This window comes from Cohaesibacter marisflavi (assembly GCF_900115225.1).
Lineage (GTDB): Bacteria > Pseudomonadota > Alphaproteobacteria > Rhizobiales > Cohaesibacteraceae > Cohaesibacter > Cohaesibacter marisflavi.
In genome coordinates this window covers 327,261-340,665 of the sequence record NZ_FOVR01000001.1, presented here as the reverse complement: position 1 = coordinate 340,665, position 13,405 = coordinate 327,261, and the positions used below count along the sequence as shown (strand labels likewise).

At 53.0% G+C, this 13,405-nt stretch carries 10 protein-coding genes; 7 read left to right on the top strand and 3 right to left on the bottom strand.

Annotated elements, in window-relative coordinates; genetic code table 11:
- Positions 1-3: 3 nt before the first annotated feature.
- Positions 4-1,860, bottom strand: a complete 1,857-nt coding sequence (locus tag BM258_RS01445; RefSeq protein ID WP_090068107.1) for a methylmalonyl-CoA mutase family protein — start codon at positions 1,858-1,860, stop codon at positions 4-6.
- 830 nt (positions 1,861-2,690) lie between these two features.
- Here BM258_RS01445 and BM258_RS01440 point away from each other — a divergent pair.
- Entirely contained in the window at positions 2,691-3,431 is a 741-nt protein-coding gene (locus BM258_RS01440) for a helix-turn-helix transcriptional regulator (protein WP_090068105.1), read from the top strand.
- 152 nt (positions 3,432-3,583) lie between these two features.
- Here the strand turns inward: BM258_RS01440 and BM258_RS01435 are convergent, their stop codons facing one another.
- Positions 3,584-3,994, bottom strand: coding sequence for a DUF4332 domain-containing protein (locus BM258_RS01435; protein WP_090068103.1), 411 nt, complete (start codon positions 3,992-3,994; stop codon positions 3,584-3,586).
- A gap of 152 nt (positions 3,995-4,146) precedes the next feature.
- Positions 4,147-4,539: a hypothetical protein gene (locus BM258_RS01430; RefSeq protein WP_090068101.1), complete on the bottom strand. Its 393-nt coding sequence runs from the start codon at positions 4,537-4,539 to the stop codon at positions 4,147-4,149.
- A gap of 378 nt (positions 4,540-4,917) precedes the next feature.
- Between BM258_RS01430 and BM258_RS01425 the strand changes: the two genes are divergently transcribed.
- From BM258_RS01425 to meaB, 6 genes are all read left to right on the top strand, one after another.
- Positions 4,918-6,492, top strand: coding sequence for a helicase HerA-like domain-containing protein (locus BM258_RS01425; RefSeq protein ID WP_090068916.1), 1,575 nt, complete (start codon positions 4,918-4,920; stop codon positions 6,490-6,492).
- 336 nt (positions 6,493-6,828) lie between these two features.
- Entirely contained in the window at positions 6,829-7,611 is a 783-nt protein-coding gene (locus tag BM258_RS01420; RefSeq protein WP_139229177.1) for a hypothetical protein, read from the top strand.
- A 155-nt stretch (positions 7,612-7,766) separates the two neighbouring features.
- The gene (locus tag BM258_RS01415; protein WP_090068097.1) at positions 7,767-9,155 is read left to right on the top strand and encodes a M20/M25/M40 family metallo-hydrolase; all 1,389 of its coding nucleotides are present in this window, start codon (positions 7,767-7,769) and stop codon (positions 9,153-9,155) included.
- Between the two features lie 507 nt (positions 9,156-9,662).
- Complete coding sequence (locus tag BM258_RS01405) at positions 9,663-10,163, top strand: DUF1131 family protein (protein ID WP_175527865.1); 501 nt, start codon at positions 9,663-9,665, stop codon at positions 10,161-10,163.
- Between the two features lie 152 nt (positions 10,164-10,315).
- Complete coding sequence (locus BM258_RS01400; protein ID WP_090068091.1) at positions 10,316-12,145, top strand: DUF3298 domain-containing protein; 1,830 nt, start codon at positions 10,316-10,318, stop codon at positions 12,143-12,145.
- Positions 12,146-12,385: 240 nt separating this feature from the next.
- Positions 12,386-13,387 carry a methylmalonyl Co-A mutase-associated GTPase MeaB gene (gene meaB / locus BM258_RS01395; RefSeq protein WP_090068089.1) on the top strand — a complete coding sequence of 334 codons (1,002 nt, stop codon included), beginning with the start codon at positions 12,386-12,388 and terminating at the stop codon, positions 13,385-13,387.
- Positions 13,388-13,405: the final 18 nt, after the last annotated feature.

Below are 13,405 nucleotides of genomic sequence, written 5' to 3'. Positions count from 1 at the left end.
TCCTTATGCTTCTGCCTTGGCGACCGGGGCAATGCCCAGAACGTCATGAATTTTATTGAGTTCAGCAAGCACATCGCAGCTTTCGAAAGCGAAAGAATCAACACCGGCAGCAGAGAGTGCTTCCATGAGATCTTTCGGACGACCTGCGATATAAACCATTTTCGCGCCCGCTTCTTTCAGAGCCTTGGCGAATGCGGCACCATTTTCTTCATAAAGGCCATCAGGACCAACGATGGCTGCGATGGCAGCACCGGAAGCCTTTAAGTCGGCAACAGCTTCTGCCGGATCGGTGTAGCCTTTGTCAGACAAAGCCTTGATGCCACCCGCTTCGAAGAAGTTTTTGGTCCATGTTGCGCGTGCGGTGAAGTCGGCAATGCGGCCCATGTTGGCAAAGAAGACCGGAGGATTGCCGGCAACCTTGGCAGCATCACGCAGAGCTTCATAAGGCTCGGAAAGGCGAACCACCTTCAAAGGCGTGCAGGTTTCACCAGCAGCCGGAAGAGCCAGAGCAATCGGAGCAACGTCGACCACTTCAACATCTTTTTCTTCGATGTTCGGGAAGGCCGATGCGCCGGTCAATGCAGCGCGACGGGTTGCGATTAGCTTGTTGCGTGCATCGTTGGATCTGGCGATTGCATCAACAAAGAGGCCTTTTTTCAACGCTTCAACTGCACCACCAGCTTTTTCAGCTTCCTGGAACAGAGCCCAGGCAATTGCGCCGGTTTCATCAGTCATGCTTTCAACATAACCAGACCCTGCGGCAGGGTCAGTTACGCGATAAAGATTTGATTCTTCGATCAGCATGGTCTGCAGGTTGCGCGAAATGCGACGGTCATGCCAGGTCGGCAGACCCAGTGCCATCGTATGCGGAACGATGCAAACGCTGTCAGCCCCACCAACACCGGCAGCAAAGCAGGCGGTGGTTTCACGCAGAATGTTCACATATGGATCAAGGCGCGTCATCATTGCCCAGGAGGTCTCTGCATGAATGGAGAGAGGCAAGAAATCAACACCAGCGGCTTCTACAATCAGAGCCCACAAGTGACGCATCGCACGCATCTTGGCCAGAGAAGCAAACTGGTTTGCTTCAACGGAAAGCACCACATCAATCATGCCAAGAGCTTCAGAAGCCTCGAAACCGGCTTCTTCCAGAACACGCCAGTAAGCGACGATGGTTGCAGCAACTGCACCCAGTTCCTGTGCGTCGCTAGCGCCGGCATCATGGTAAGGCCGTGCATCAGCGGTAATGAATGGTCCCTTGAAGCCTTTGGCTTTCAGATCCTTGATCGTGCTGACCAGAGTTGCGGCCCAATCGGACGGCAGAGCACCGGTGCTTGCAAAACAACCGATTGGATCCAGGCCGAAGGAAACCTTCACAGAAGCAGCATCTGCGCCCTTGTCTGCAACAACATCCGCGAAAGCCTTGGCAGCAGCATCACCAGCAGCCCCGGTTTCCAGACGGAATGCAATCAGATCCATGACGACTTCGTTCAAAGCCTTTGCAAGAACATCCTTGTCTGCTGCCAGACCGTAGCCACGGGCGGTGGCGCTACCAGCAAACGGAATGCTGATCATGTTTACGCCGTTCAGAAGGTCATTCAAAACCAGTTCATTTGCCTTGGCTGCATCAGGATGATCCATCCGCTGACAAACGGCCCAAGGGGTATCCTTGGCGCGCATCGCCAAAGGCGCTTTTCCTGCGGCTCTTTCGAAAATCGGGGTGATTTCCGTGCCGTCTACTGTTTTCGTTGTGAGGCGAGAAATCGGCTGGCCCTTGAGTGCCTTTTCGACCATCGCGACCCAGTCTTCACGGGAATAGCCTGGAAATGTTTCGGCTATCCTCAACGCTTCGCTCATCATATTCACTCCCAATTATAGAGGAAAGATTCCGAAGGAGCTGATCGCCCCTGCGCACATTCCTCAAATCGTCTTTTTTCGTGCATCTGTCCTTATCGTGAACTGATACACTGCACTTATTTTTGCATCAGATCGCAAGGATATACACTTTGCATCACCGATCTTTGTCCTATCTCATTATCCTAAGCCAATAATTAAGCTGGTTTTCTGACATGTGTCTTTCTACAGGATAAAAAATTTTGCAAAAAACCGATGGAGCTTCGGCCTTGCATTAGCTCAGTTTGAAAGCACATGAATAGTTCGGATTTTTATCTAGTCCTGAAGATTGGCAAAGAAAGTGCAGCTAAGTCACTCCAGCCCTTAGACTAAAGCCTAAACACCCTACTTCGCAAGCTCTCCGAATGGCGCTGTTGATCGAAAATTTTCGGCCCCTGAAAAACGCCCCACCGTTTGTGTCCAAACGTTTCCTGCCGCATCGTCCAGCTGGACATCGTTTTTTCGCATAGCTGTCCCAGCAGAGAATCATATGTTTTAGAGCCTGTCAAAAATTACGAACGATTCCATGTGGCTCCGTATCTTAAAAAATCAAACTGGGGAAAATTTACCTAGCTTTTGAACCATACTGGCGAAAAATTACATTGATAATCTTGTCTCCCCGTTTTTTCGCTTGCCCAGATTTGTACAATAGTCCAACATCTAGAGCGGGTCTAAGTGGGAAGGCGATAGTGTGTCAGGAAAGAGATAATCCAACCTGATTGACTGTTGCTTTATTTTTTGTCGGTCAGGCATTTGTGTCTGATTTTATTTCAACATCGAAACAGCAGTTTATATCCATGACTGATACCCGTTGGGCTCCCTCCGATAAGTCCATTTCTGTCACTCAACCATCCAGAAATCCCGACGCCTTTTTCGAGAGTGTCGTATCACGATTCAGATCGTTCGGTGCAGAGCATATTCTTATCACAGGCCTCCCCCTTCCCGGCCGAGACCTTGGCAAACTGGTACTCTATCAGCACTGGGGTGATAGTATTCTGTCCAGCGCCCATCTTGCACAGGTGCGCGGTAGTGACGACCTTTTGCGACGCATTGCCGTCTTGTCCAAGCCGACAAGCTGGAATCTTGATGAAAAGGAAAATAGCTGGATCAAGGAATCCTCGCTCATTGGCCTTTTGCAGCGCAGCGGCACCAGCCCGCGCACCTATCGCACCTTGATCGGCATTCACGTTCATCATTTCAATGTCATGCAAGTGGCCATTTGCGTAGCCGGGCCTGAATTGAATGTGTCCGAACGTGAGCTGACAGCCCTGACAACAACCATCCAGCACGAGTTGGCAGAGATGCATTCTGTGCATCCGATCCTTTCCAGCCGCCCGGGCGAGCTTTCGACGCGCGAAAAGCTGGTTCTGAGCATGACGGCCGAAGGGAAAACCGCGGGCGACATTGCAGACGAGCTGCATATCTCGCAACGTACCGTGCATGCCCATCTGCAAAATGCCTCCGAGAAAATGCAGGCTGCCAACAAGACGCAAACGGTTGTTGAAGCCATGCGTTATGGACAGATCCAGCTTCGCTGATCTCGTAGAGGACGGGCATTGTAGATACGGGCCGCAGTACCAGTTGGGTGCGGCAGAGACGTGGTGTAAGAAACCGCAACTGAAGCGCTCTGAAAAACTGAAAAAGCCAGCGACATGGTTCGCTGGCTTTTCAATATGCTTGTGTTATCAGTTCAGTAGGTCATCATGGGAGGCAATTGTTTTGCCTCTGCAACCCAATTTTCAACATTTCCCAGAGCCGGCACCTGACGGACGAGCTTCTTCTCGACATTTGCCTCTTTCATGGCAGCGGTCAGGTTGGCAGCATTGCGATTGCGCAATTCCTTGACCGTGTCCACACCGGCAGCTTCCAGCAGTTCGGAATATTCCTCCCCCACGCCCTTGATACGCATTAGATCAGCCATATTCGCCCATTTTAGGATACGGGCATGGTCTATGCCGGTCTCCTCTTCCAGAGCCTTGCGCCCAGCGGCATCCTTGGCTTTTTCCAAATAAGCCTTGGTGTTGGTGATGCCAACAGCCTTCAGCTTCTCGGTATAGACGGGTCCGATTCCCTCGATTTTTGCAATAGAATAAGATGTCATAACTTGCCTCCACACAATAAATGGTGACCGAGCTATTCACCCATGGTCCGCCCGGCACCATCCTCCTGATTGTTGGCAGCGAGCATAGGGTATGATCACCACCAACACAGTGTAGTATAAAGAGGCGGTCTGCAAGTATTGGATGTGTCCAATTACAGGATCTGGCGAAGTGCAGGCACAGAATTGACGACATCATCCACCAGACTATCGTCTGCATTTTCCTTGGCGACGGTAATCAGCTCCGAAGCGACGGTCTGTATCTCACCCATGCTTAGGCCTTCGCTGGTCAACTGGTTCAGCGCAGCCATGGCACCGCCCATGCCACCCATGCCGCCCATCAAGCCGCCAAGCAGCCCGCCACCGCTTTCCTCGGTTTCAGCAGCGCTTTCCATAAGCGGCTGCGCTCCCAGAGCCTCAACCAGCATATTCATTTTGTCTTCGGGGGCTTCCTTGGAGAGGAAGTTGAGAATGATCTTGACGGCGGTCATGGCGAGGTCTTCGGATATGCCTGCTGCGGATGCGATCCGGGCAATGACTTGTTCCATAATGATCTCCTGAATGTGATTGGTTCAGACAAAGGCGTTTGAGTCTTTACATAGCTTACAATGGGCGATGAAAGAAACAGCAGATTGAGCCACCCTTGGGCCAATCACTGAGAATGAACTGCACGGGCGCCGGAAATATGGCTTCTATTGTCTGATAGCTGGTCCGGTTGCCTTCAATCATATTGCGCAGACAGATCAACCAACGTAAAAGATTCGGTATATTACACTCCTGACATTGCATGCGCATTTGCAGCTTTGAACCGGGACATTACTGTCAGGATCTGGAACTTCTTAGCGTTTGTATTTCATTCTACTGGGCGGGTCGGTCTTCTAGCATGACTGGCAAGCCAAAGACTCAGAGCAGGAATCGCCATGACCATGTTGCATGATGAGGCCGTTTATCTCGGCACCTCTTTTCTTTCCGCAGAAGACGGCACACAGACCAGTCAGGGTGAGTATCTGCCCCTTTCTTTGGCCAACCGGCATGGGCTGATCACGGGTGCAACAGGCACGGGAAAGACCGTGTCGCTGCAAATTCTCGCAGAAGGCTTTTCCAATGCCGGTGTTCCTGTCTTTTGTGCTGACGTCAAGGGCGACCTGTCTGGGCTGGCAGCCAAGGGGGAAGCGAAAGATTTTCTTGCCAAGCGTGCAGAGACAATCGGCCTTGGTAAAGACTATGACTTCGCATCTGTTCCGACAATCTTCTGGGATCTGTTTGGTGAGCAAGGACACCCTGTACGCACAACCATCACCGACATGGGGCCTTTGCTGCTTGCACGCCTGCTCGGGTTGAATGATACGCAAGAGGGCATTCTCAACATTGCCTTCAAACTGGCCGATGACGAAGGCTTGTTGCTACTGGATCTGAAAGATCTGCGTGCGCTTCTGGTCAATATGGAAGAGCGGCGCAAAGAGCTTTCCGCCGTATATGGCAATATCTCCACAGCCTCAATCGGCGCTATTCAGCGCGACTTGCTGGTTCTGGAGCAACAGGGTGCGGAGCATTTCTTCGGCGAGACTGCGCTTGATATCCTTGATCTGATGCGCACCACGCGAGATGGTCGCGGCGTTGTGTCCATTCTTGCCGCAGACAAGCTAATGCAGTCCCCTCGCCTTTATGCGACCTTCCTATTGTGGCTTCTCTCGGAACTGTTCGAGGAACTGCCAGAAATTGGAGACAGGGACAGGCCGCGCCTTGTCTTCTTCTTTGATGAAGCCCACCTCCTGTTTGAAGATGCCCCGAAAGTGCTCGTGGACAAGGTGGAACAGGTGGTCAAGCTTATCCGCTCCAAGGGGGTCGGCGTTTATTTCGTTACGCAAAACCCGCTTGATGTGCCCGATGACGTATTGTCCCAGCTTGGCAACCGTATACAGCATGCACTAAGGGCCTACACCCCTCGCGACCAAAAGGCCGTTCGGGTAGCAGCCGACACCTTCCGCCCCAATCCGGCACTTGATACCCGGCAAGTCATCACCGAGTTGGGCGTCGGCGAAGCACTAGTTTCCACCTTGATGAAAAAGGGTGTGCCCTCAATGGTTCAGCGCACCCTGATCCGACCACCAAGTTCACGTATCGGCCCCCTTTCAGAGGGAGAGCGCAAAGAGATCATAACCAATAGCCCCATTCTGGGCGTCTATGACCGGGTTGTAGACCGGGAAAGCGCCTATGAAGTGCTACAAACGAGAGCGCAGAATAAAATCCAGCGCGAAGAGGAACAGCGGCAACAAGAAGAAACAACCAAGGCCAAGAAAAGCCGTACAGGCTTCACTCTGCCCGACTTCAACAGGGGTGATCGGCCACAAAGCGCCCCCTCTAGATCCACCAGCAGACGCAGCTCTGGCCGCCAGACTGTTGCTGAGGCAGCAGTCAAATCTGTCGTCCGTTCGGTTGCCTCTTCTTTAGGCAGAGCTATCGTAAGAGGCATTTTAGGCAGCCTTAAAAGCGGACGTTGAGTGGCTATTCTATTGGCGCAAGTTCCTGTTAACTGACACTTATACAAAAACTTGAAATTTTACCGATTACAAGGAATTGTTAGCAATCATAGGCCATTACCAATAGGAGTGGCCTATTTTTGCATTCTTGTACAAAACAGGGGTCAAAAATAACAATAGGCTCAGACAACTGGGGGTCTGATGCCTAAACAACAACAATAATTTGGTGAGGCAAAAGTGTCGCGTCGCTTGATACCAGTGAAAAGCCTGTCAGTCATGATTCTCGCCCCTAGGCGACATGATCGTCAATTGTGGGCCGATCTGCTCAAAAATTGTGGCATAGAGCATCCGCTCTCCATGTCAGACATTGAGCAGGCGACGTCTATTGTTGCCGCAGGGCAGGCAGATATCGTCTTTGTTGATGAGAGCTATGGCCCTCAGCATCTGGCCAAGATGCTCATTCCCGCAAGACAGGTTGAATTTGCCGGAGGACGCGGTGTGTGTCTCATTCTGTGCTCCAAGAAAGCGACAGCTCAGGATGTACTCAATGCACGCAAGCTGGGTATCGCATCCCTCGTAATTCTCCCGACGTCGATTGACACTGTTCGAAAACATCTTGAACTGGCCGCCCGCTATATTCCGCAAACAGATGAAGAACTCGGCTGGACAAAGCCCAGGGAAAAAACGCCCGTCCCCACTCTCCAGAGCGAAGCCCAACCACCGAAAGATGCGGCTAGTGCCGAGGCTCTGAGTAAGCAGTTTGCAACGAAAAGCGGTGTGTCCAAAAGCACGGCCTTAAGCGATCTTGATGAAGCGCCTACTCATATCAAAGGTCCTTCGGCAAAGTCAGTGACAGCGGCTGACTTGACCGCGACACAAGCCGCCATGAAGGACCATAGTTCCCGGGATGCCTCCAATTCTGTTTCCATTAGAGAAAATGGCTCTACAGCAGATCTCGTCTCTGGGTTTGCAGAAAATATAGCGAATAGCGAGAAGCAGTCCCACGATGAAGGCAGCCCGGAGCCCCGTGCGGACCACCCTGATTCATTTCGTTCGGACGGTTTTGATGTCGACATTCCAGCCCTCACAGCACCGGGACGGTCAGGACAGTCAGCAGAAGAAGAAGTGGTATTCCTCTAGTCCGATGATGGCGTTTGCACTCCTTCGGATCGTTCCGGGAACATGTGTGAAAGTTACGAGCGCAAGGCTGGCGTCTCCATCAGGAAGCTGATAGCGTCTTGACCATCAGCATCGCGTGCGAGCGCGTGTTTATTCCGTTCCGATAAGGTAATTTCATGACAAATCTTGATTCCGTTTTGGCGCAGGTCGACGCCAATTTCGATGATTCTCTCAAACGCCTGGTCACTCTGGTCGGTTTTAAATCCATTTCTACTGATCCTGACTATAAGGAAGAATGCCAGAAGGCTGCCGAATGGATTGCCAACGAATTGAATGGCATCGGAATCGACACGCGCGTTCACGAAACTCCCGGACACCCGATGGTCGTTGGCCATGACAGCGACACTGCCGACAAACCCGGCCCTCATGTTCTGTTCTATGCCCATTATGATGTCCAGCCCGTTGATCCGCTGGAATTGTGGGATGATGATCCCTTTAATGCCAAGGTCTTTGAAAAAGACGGGGTCAAGATGATCTTCGGCCGAGGGTCTTCTGACGACAAGGGCCAGATGCTGACCTTCGTGGAAGCCTGTCGCGCTTATAAGGAAGTTCATGGCTCTTTGCCAATTGCGGTTTCTATTCTGTTTGAAGGGGAAGAAGAAAGCGGCTCGCCAAGTCTGTTGCCTTTCCTCAATGCGCATAAAGACGAACTCTCCAAGGATCTGGCGCTGGTCTGCGACACCACCATGTTTGATCCTGAAACGCCTGCGATTACAACGATGTTGCGCGGTCTGATGGGCGAAGAAATCATCATCACAGCAGCCAATCGTGATCTGCATTCGGGCGCCTATGGTGGCCCGGCGGCAAACCCGATCAAGATTCTGTCCCGCATTCTTGCCGATCTGCATGATGACAATGGCAGAGTTCAGATTCCCGGCTTCTATGATGGCGTGGAAGAACTCGCCCCGGATGTCAAAGCCCAGTGGGATGCGCTGCCTTTCGACGACGCAGAATTCCTCAGGGATGTTGGCCTTTCTATTCCGGCCGGGGAAACGGGCTACAGTGTTTACGAGCAACTCAACGCACGTCCGACCTGCGAATTCAACGGCATCACCGGTGGCTACACCGGCTCGGGCTTCAAGACCGTGATCGCGTCTCAGGCGTCGGCCAAGATTTCCTGTCGTCTCGTGGGCAAACAGGACCCTGACAAAATCCGCGAAAATCTGCGCGCTTTCGTCGAGGAGCGACTGCCTGCGGATTGCTCGGTTGACTATATCGAACATGGCTCGGCCCCTGGCCACAGCCTTTCTGCCGACTTCCCGCCGCTGCAAAAAGGAGCTGCCGCACTCAAGGACGAATGGGGCAAGGACACCATCATGATGGGTATGGGCGGTTCCATTCCGATTGTTAGCGAATTCAAGGATATTCTGGGTATGGATTCCATGCTCATCGGCTACGCTCTGGAAACCGACAATATCCATTCACCAAACGAGAAATACAATCTGGAAAGCTACCACAAGGGCATCCGCTCTTGGGTTCGCGTTCTGGCTGCTCTGGCTGAATAAGCCAAGAGCAAGCTTCCAAAAGATGTGAGGCTGGGTCCTGAAGGGTTCAGCCTCTTTTTGATCTTTTCTTTCCCTCTCTCAGGCATTTGCCAAACTAACGCCCAGATCCAGACTTAGTTGTTGTCAAATCACATGAAAGAAGACATAAGCCCCTTGTGAAGATTCGCATTGCACTGCGGCTTTTGGCCGAAAAAGGTATATGTATTCAGAGCTTGAATAATTTGGTCACACATATACACTTTTACCGGATTTTCTAGGATCTCCACCCCTGGATCAGATTGGAAGGATACAGGCTTGTTCGGCTGTTCCGACTGTCCTTCTCTTCCGAATCTGTTATGCATTCAGCGGCTGGTGTTTCGACCATGCGACAGGTTGCATTTGCGCCTGCACCTCTGTTTCAAATCGGTATCATTGATGCACACACTATTGCTTAAATCAGTTTTGCGTTCCCTTCCCGGTTTTGCCCTCTTGCTCACCTTGGCTGGTTGCAGCGTCCCGATGGGACCCATGACGGATTCAGCTGGCGCTCCACCGCCGCGGGCCGTTCTGACTGTCACCGATGCAGGCATTAGTGGCCTAACGCCGGAAACCGGATACGGCCCCAAGTCTATTGGCGCGGCCCTGCCCGGCTTTGACATAGAGACAATCCAGACCGCTGGTGAAAACGACACCCAGTGGACCTATGCGGCCTTTCGCGATGGCATGCAAATGGTTCAGATTTTCAAAGGCACCGGTGGCAAGATCGGCGTTGTCCATGGCGTTGGCGATGCGGTTGCCGGCCCCAATGGCGAACGTCTCGGCATGACCTTCGCACAGGCGCATCTGCCGCGCAGAGCCTGTCGAGTGGGCAAAAATCTCTGGCGCGGCATGGCCATTTGCAAGGCTGCCAACACAGAGAAGGTTTCACTCGTCTTTGCCATTTCAGAATATAAGGGCCCGTTTGATCGCCTGCCGTCGTCATCTGATTTGCAAGGGGCAACACTGCAGCGCATTCTCTGGACGCCCTAGTCTTTTAAATCATTGACTTAGTGCCCGTTTTTGCGTGATGGTCTGACGGCTATTGCGCAGTGTGCAATTCGGGGCATCGGCCTCAAAAAAGACCGGAAACTTATCTAAACCGAATCTTCCGCAAAAAGTCTTTTGCGAAAAGAGTGATTGAGATGACAGCGCAGACTGGCGAACATAGCTTTAGGCTTACAGACAGAGGTGGCAAAGCGCGCGCAGCGGTTGCGGGGCTGCTCGGTCTTGTGGCCGCTGGTCTTGCCAGCTCTTCAGCCCTTGCCCAGCCGTTACTTGAAAAGAGCAGCGCGAATGGCTCTGTGCCTGTTCTCTATAAAAGGATCGATGTGCACGGAGCGAGCCAGCCCCTAGTCGCAGGAAACAAATCGCCTTGGCTCCTTCAGTCTGATATTCGCACAGCTCCCTTTGTCATGAAGGCCGGTAGACCTTCTGCCCCCTTCTCACTCTTGGCCGCAGGCGCTACGACCGGTACCGGGAATGACGAGGCAAAGCCGACACCGGCAGCCCCTTCGGGGCAGTCAACCATGCCTCCCTCCATGACCAGTCCACTTCTGCCCAATGTGCCCTCCTCGCTCAATCAGGACGAGTTGGATATCCCGGCCCAAACCGGCGAGCCGAAGATTGGTGCCCCCATTTTGGATGTTACGCCCGCGACTGGCGATGGCATGCTTGCTGAAACCTCTGACGCGCCCCAAGAGACCGAAAATCAGGAAGCTGCGCCTTTGTCTGCTGCGGATAAGAATGCTTCCGATCTGGAAGAAGCGGCGAGTGCTGGCCCTGCACTGCGCAAGAGTTTTTCGGCTCTTTTCACTCAGCAGCGGCCATTTCTGCTTTATTCGCAAGACGCGTCCATAACCTATCTCATGCCCAATGCGCTGGTGGATCACACTAGGCTGAGCCGTTATCTGCGCAATATTCTCGAAGAGCGCGCTCTTGAGCAATGGCAAACACAGAGACAGCAGCAATCCGCTGCAGGAGATCCGGCGCGCGAACAGGAAGAAGACTCGCTCAATAGCAATGTGCCGCTTGAGGAACGCCCTGCGCTGGTGATTACGGGACGGGTGGAGGACCGATTTTACTCGGCGGATTTCAGCTCTCTCTATCTTGAAGAGGTCAAGAGCCTCGATGGGCAGAAGCAGATCGGCCAGATCCTGAGCTTCAACTATGATAATGTGAACAATGCCCCATTCGGGCTGCAGGATTTGTTTCAGGCCAAGGATGACAAGGAGCTGGCTAGCACAATCGAGTTGATCGATGCCTATATCCAGACCGATATCGTGCGGCAGAAATCCATCCGTCTCGGCACACTGGTGCGACCCGATCAGGATTCATGGCTCAAGGACCTCAAGCCCAGCCTGTCGCTGTTACAGAATTTCACGCTTGTTCCCTCGCGCGAAACAAGCAAAATCGCAGGCCTTTCCTTCCATTTCAATCCCGGCATTTTGGGAGCGGAAGCGGACGGTCAGTATGATGTCTATGTTCCGGCCTCTATCTTCAGTGCGACACTGTCTGAGCGCTTTGCGCCTCATTTCGGAGGGGAAGCCCTCAGGGTGAGCCGACATAATGCCAAGGGCTTTTCTGCTGCCAGCGTTAATGTAGAAGGGCTTCGGTCAGGGGCAGAGTTGGGCGGCGACATGCTGATCGAGGGCGAGGTTCCGGGCAACTGGTGCGATGGCTTCCACCTGACGCTGACAAGCAAGAGCAACCAACAGATCGTGACCGAAGGCGTCGTCAAGCTGCTGCCCGATCTACCAAGCTATGGTCTGGCCAGCAACATGATGCGCTTCCGCGCTGAACTTTCGGTTGCGGGCGACGGGGAAAAATCCGGCACGCTGCTGTTTGAGCCCTATGCGGTTACGGTTCAGGATGATCACGTCGTCTTGCGCGAAGATAGCGCTTGCAATCCAGCCAAACCGATCGCCATGCCAGACCCAAGCCGCGATCAAATCGCGATCGATGTAAACTATTAGGCCTTCAAACCACGGCTCAAGGCCTACCCAACCGAACGATCCCTTCCCGAACGAATGACGCCAAGCGGAAATCAACAGCCCATTTTGACAAGCAGACAAGGCGCTTTTGATGCGCTAGGCATTGTTCCGGCCTTGCCGCCACGCGACTCACATGGCAAAAAGGCCCTGAAAATCTGATCGTACGAACCATTGACACTGAGACAAGAGAGCGCCCACCCCAACGGGCGAAGGAAAGACGTTATGGTACCTGCTCATTTGAATGCTGATCTTCTGGCCAAACAAATCCTGGAGGGGAACAGAGCATCCCTTGCCAGAGCCATAACGCTCGTAGAAAGCCGCAAGCCTGAGCACAGGGCCATTGCACGCGATCTGCTGACCCAGTTGCTTCCCTATTCCGGCAAGGCTCATCGCGTTGGTATCACGGGCGTTCCGGGCGTTGGCAAATCCACGACGATTGACCAATTGGGCAAAAACTTGACCGAAGCAGGCAAGAAGGTCGCAGTGCTCGCTGTTGACCCCTCATCCACCCGCACGGGGGGTTCCATTCTGGGCGACAAGACACGCATGGAACAGCTCTGCAACGACCCGAATGCCTTTATCCGCCCTTCTCCTTCTGCCGGTACGCTGGGTGGCGTGGCTGCCCGTACACGCGAGACCATGTTCCTTTGCGAGGCTGCCGGGTATGATGTCATTCTGGTGGAAACAGTTGGTATCGGCCAGTCGGAGACCACAGTTGCCGACATGGTCGACTTCTTCCTCGTGCTGATGTTGCCCGGTGCGGGCGATGAACTGCAGGGCATCAAGAAAGGTGTTCTTGAAATCGCCGATATGATCGCTGTGAACAAGGCCGATGGCGACGGTTGGGCGCGCGCCCGTAAGGCTGCGGCACAATATCGCGCAGCCTTGCACATCATGACACCGGTAAGCCAGAATTGGACGCCACCAGTTATGACCGTCTCGGGCCTTGCCAACGAGAGTCTCGATAAGATGTGGAACAAGGTTGTCGAGCATCAGGAAAAGCTCACCGAAAGCGGCGAACTGCAAGATAAACGCAGTGGGCAGCAGGTTCGCTGGATGTGGTCCATGCTGGAAGACCGGATGAAATCCCTGTTGCGTGAGAATGAAAGCGTCACCAAACTGCTCGAACAGGTGGAAAAATGCGTAGAAAGCGGCACCCTGCCAGCCTCGGTGGCGGTTGAGGATGTGATGAGCCAACTGTTGACGAGCCTCAAGAAGGATTGATCGCCCTAGCTTTATGCG

Bases quoted from the DNA above. Each gene is read 5' to 3' on its own strand.
- BM258_RS01400 (WP_090068091.1), top strand. From the start codon at position 10,316: ATGACAGCGCAGACTGGCGAACATAGCTTTAGGCTTACAGACAGAGGT.
- BM258_RS01435 (WP_090068103.1), bottom strand. From the start codon at position 3,994: ATGACATCTTATTCTATTGCAAAAATCGAGGGAATCGGACCCGTCTAT.
- BM258_RS01425 (WP_090068916.1), top strand. From the start codon at position 4,918: ATGTTGCATGATGAGGCCGTTTATCTCGGCACCTCTTTTCTTTCCGCA.
- BM258_RS01440 (WP_090068105.1), top strand. From the start codon at position 2,691: ATGACTGATACCCGTTGGGCTCCCTCCGATAAGTCCATTTCTGTCACT.
- BM258_RS01445 (WP_090068107.1), bottom strand. From the start codon at position 1,860: ATGATGAGCGAAGCGTTGAGGATAGCCGAAACATTTCCAGGCTATTCC.
- meaB (WP_090068089.1), top strand. From the start codon at position 12,386: ATGGTACCTGCTCATTTGAATGCTGATCTTCTGGCCAAACAAATCCTG.
- BM258_RS01430 (WP_090068101.1), bottom strand. From the start codon at position 4,539: ATGGAACAAGTCATTGCCCGGATCGCATCCGCAGCAGGCATATCCGAA.
- BM258_RS01420 (WP_139229177.1), top strand. From the start codon at position 6,829: ATGTCAGACATTGAGCAGGCGACGTCTATTGTTGCCGCAGGGCAGGCA.
- BM258_RS01415 (WP_090068097.1), top strand. From the start codon at position 7,767: ATGACAAATCTTGATTCCGTTTTGGCGCAGGTCGACGCCAATTTCGAT.
- BM258_RS01405 (WP_175527865.1), top strand. From the start codon at position 9,663: ATGACGGATTCAGCTGGCGCTCCACCGCCGCGGGCCGTTCTGACTGTC.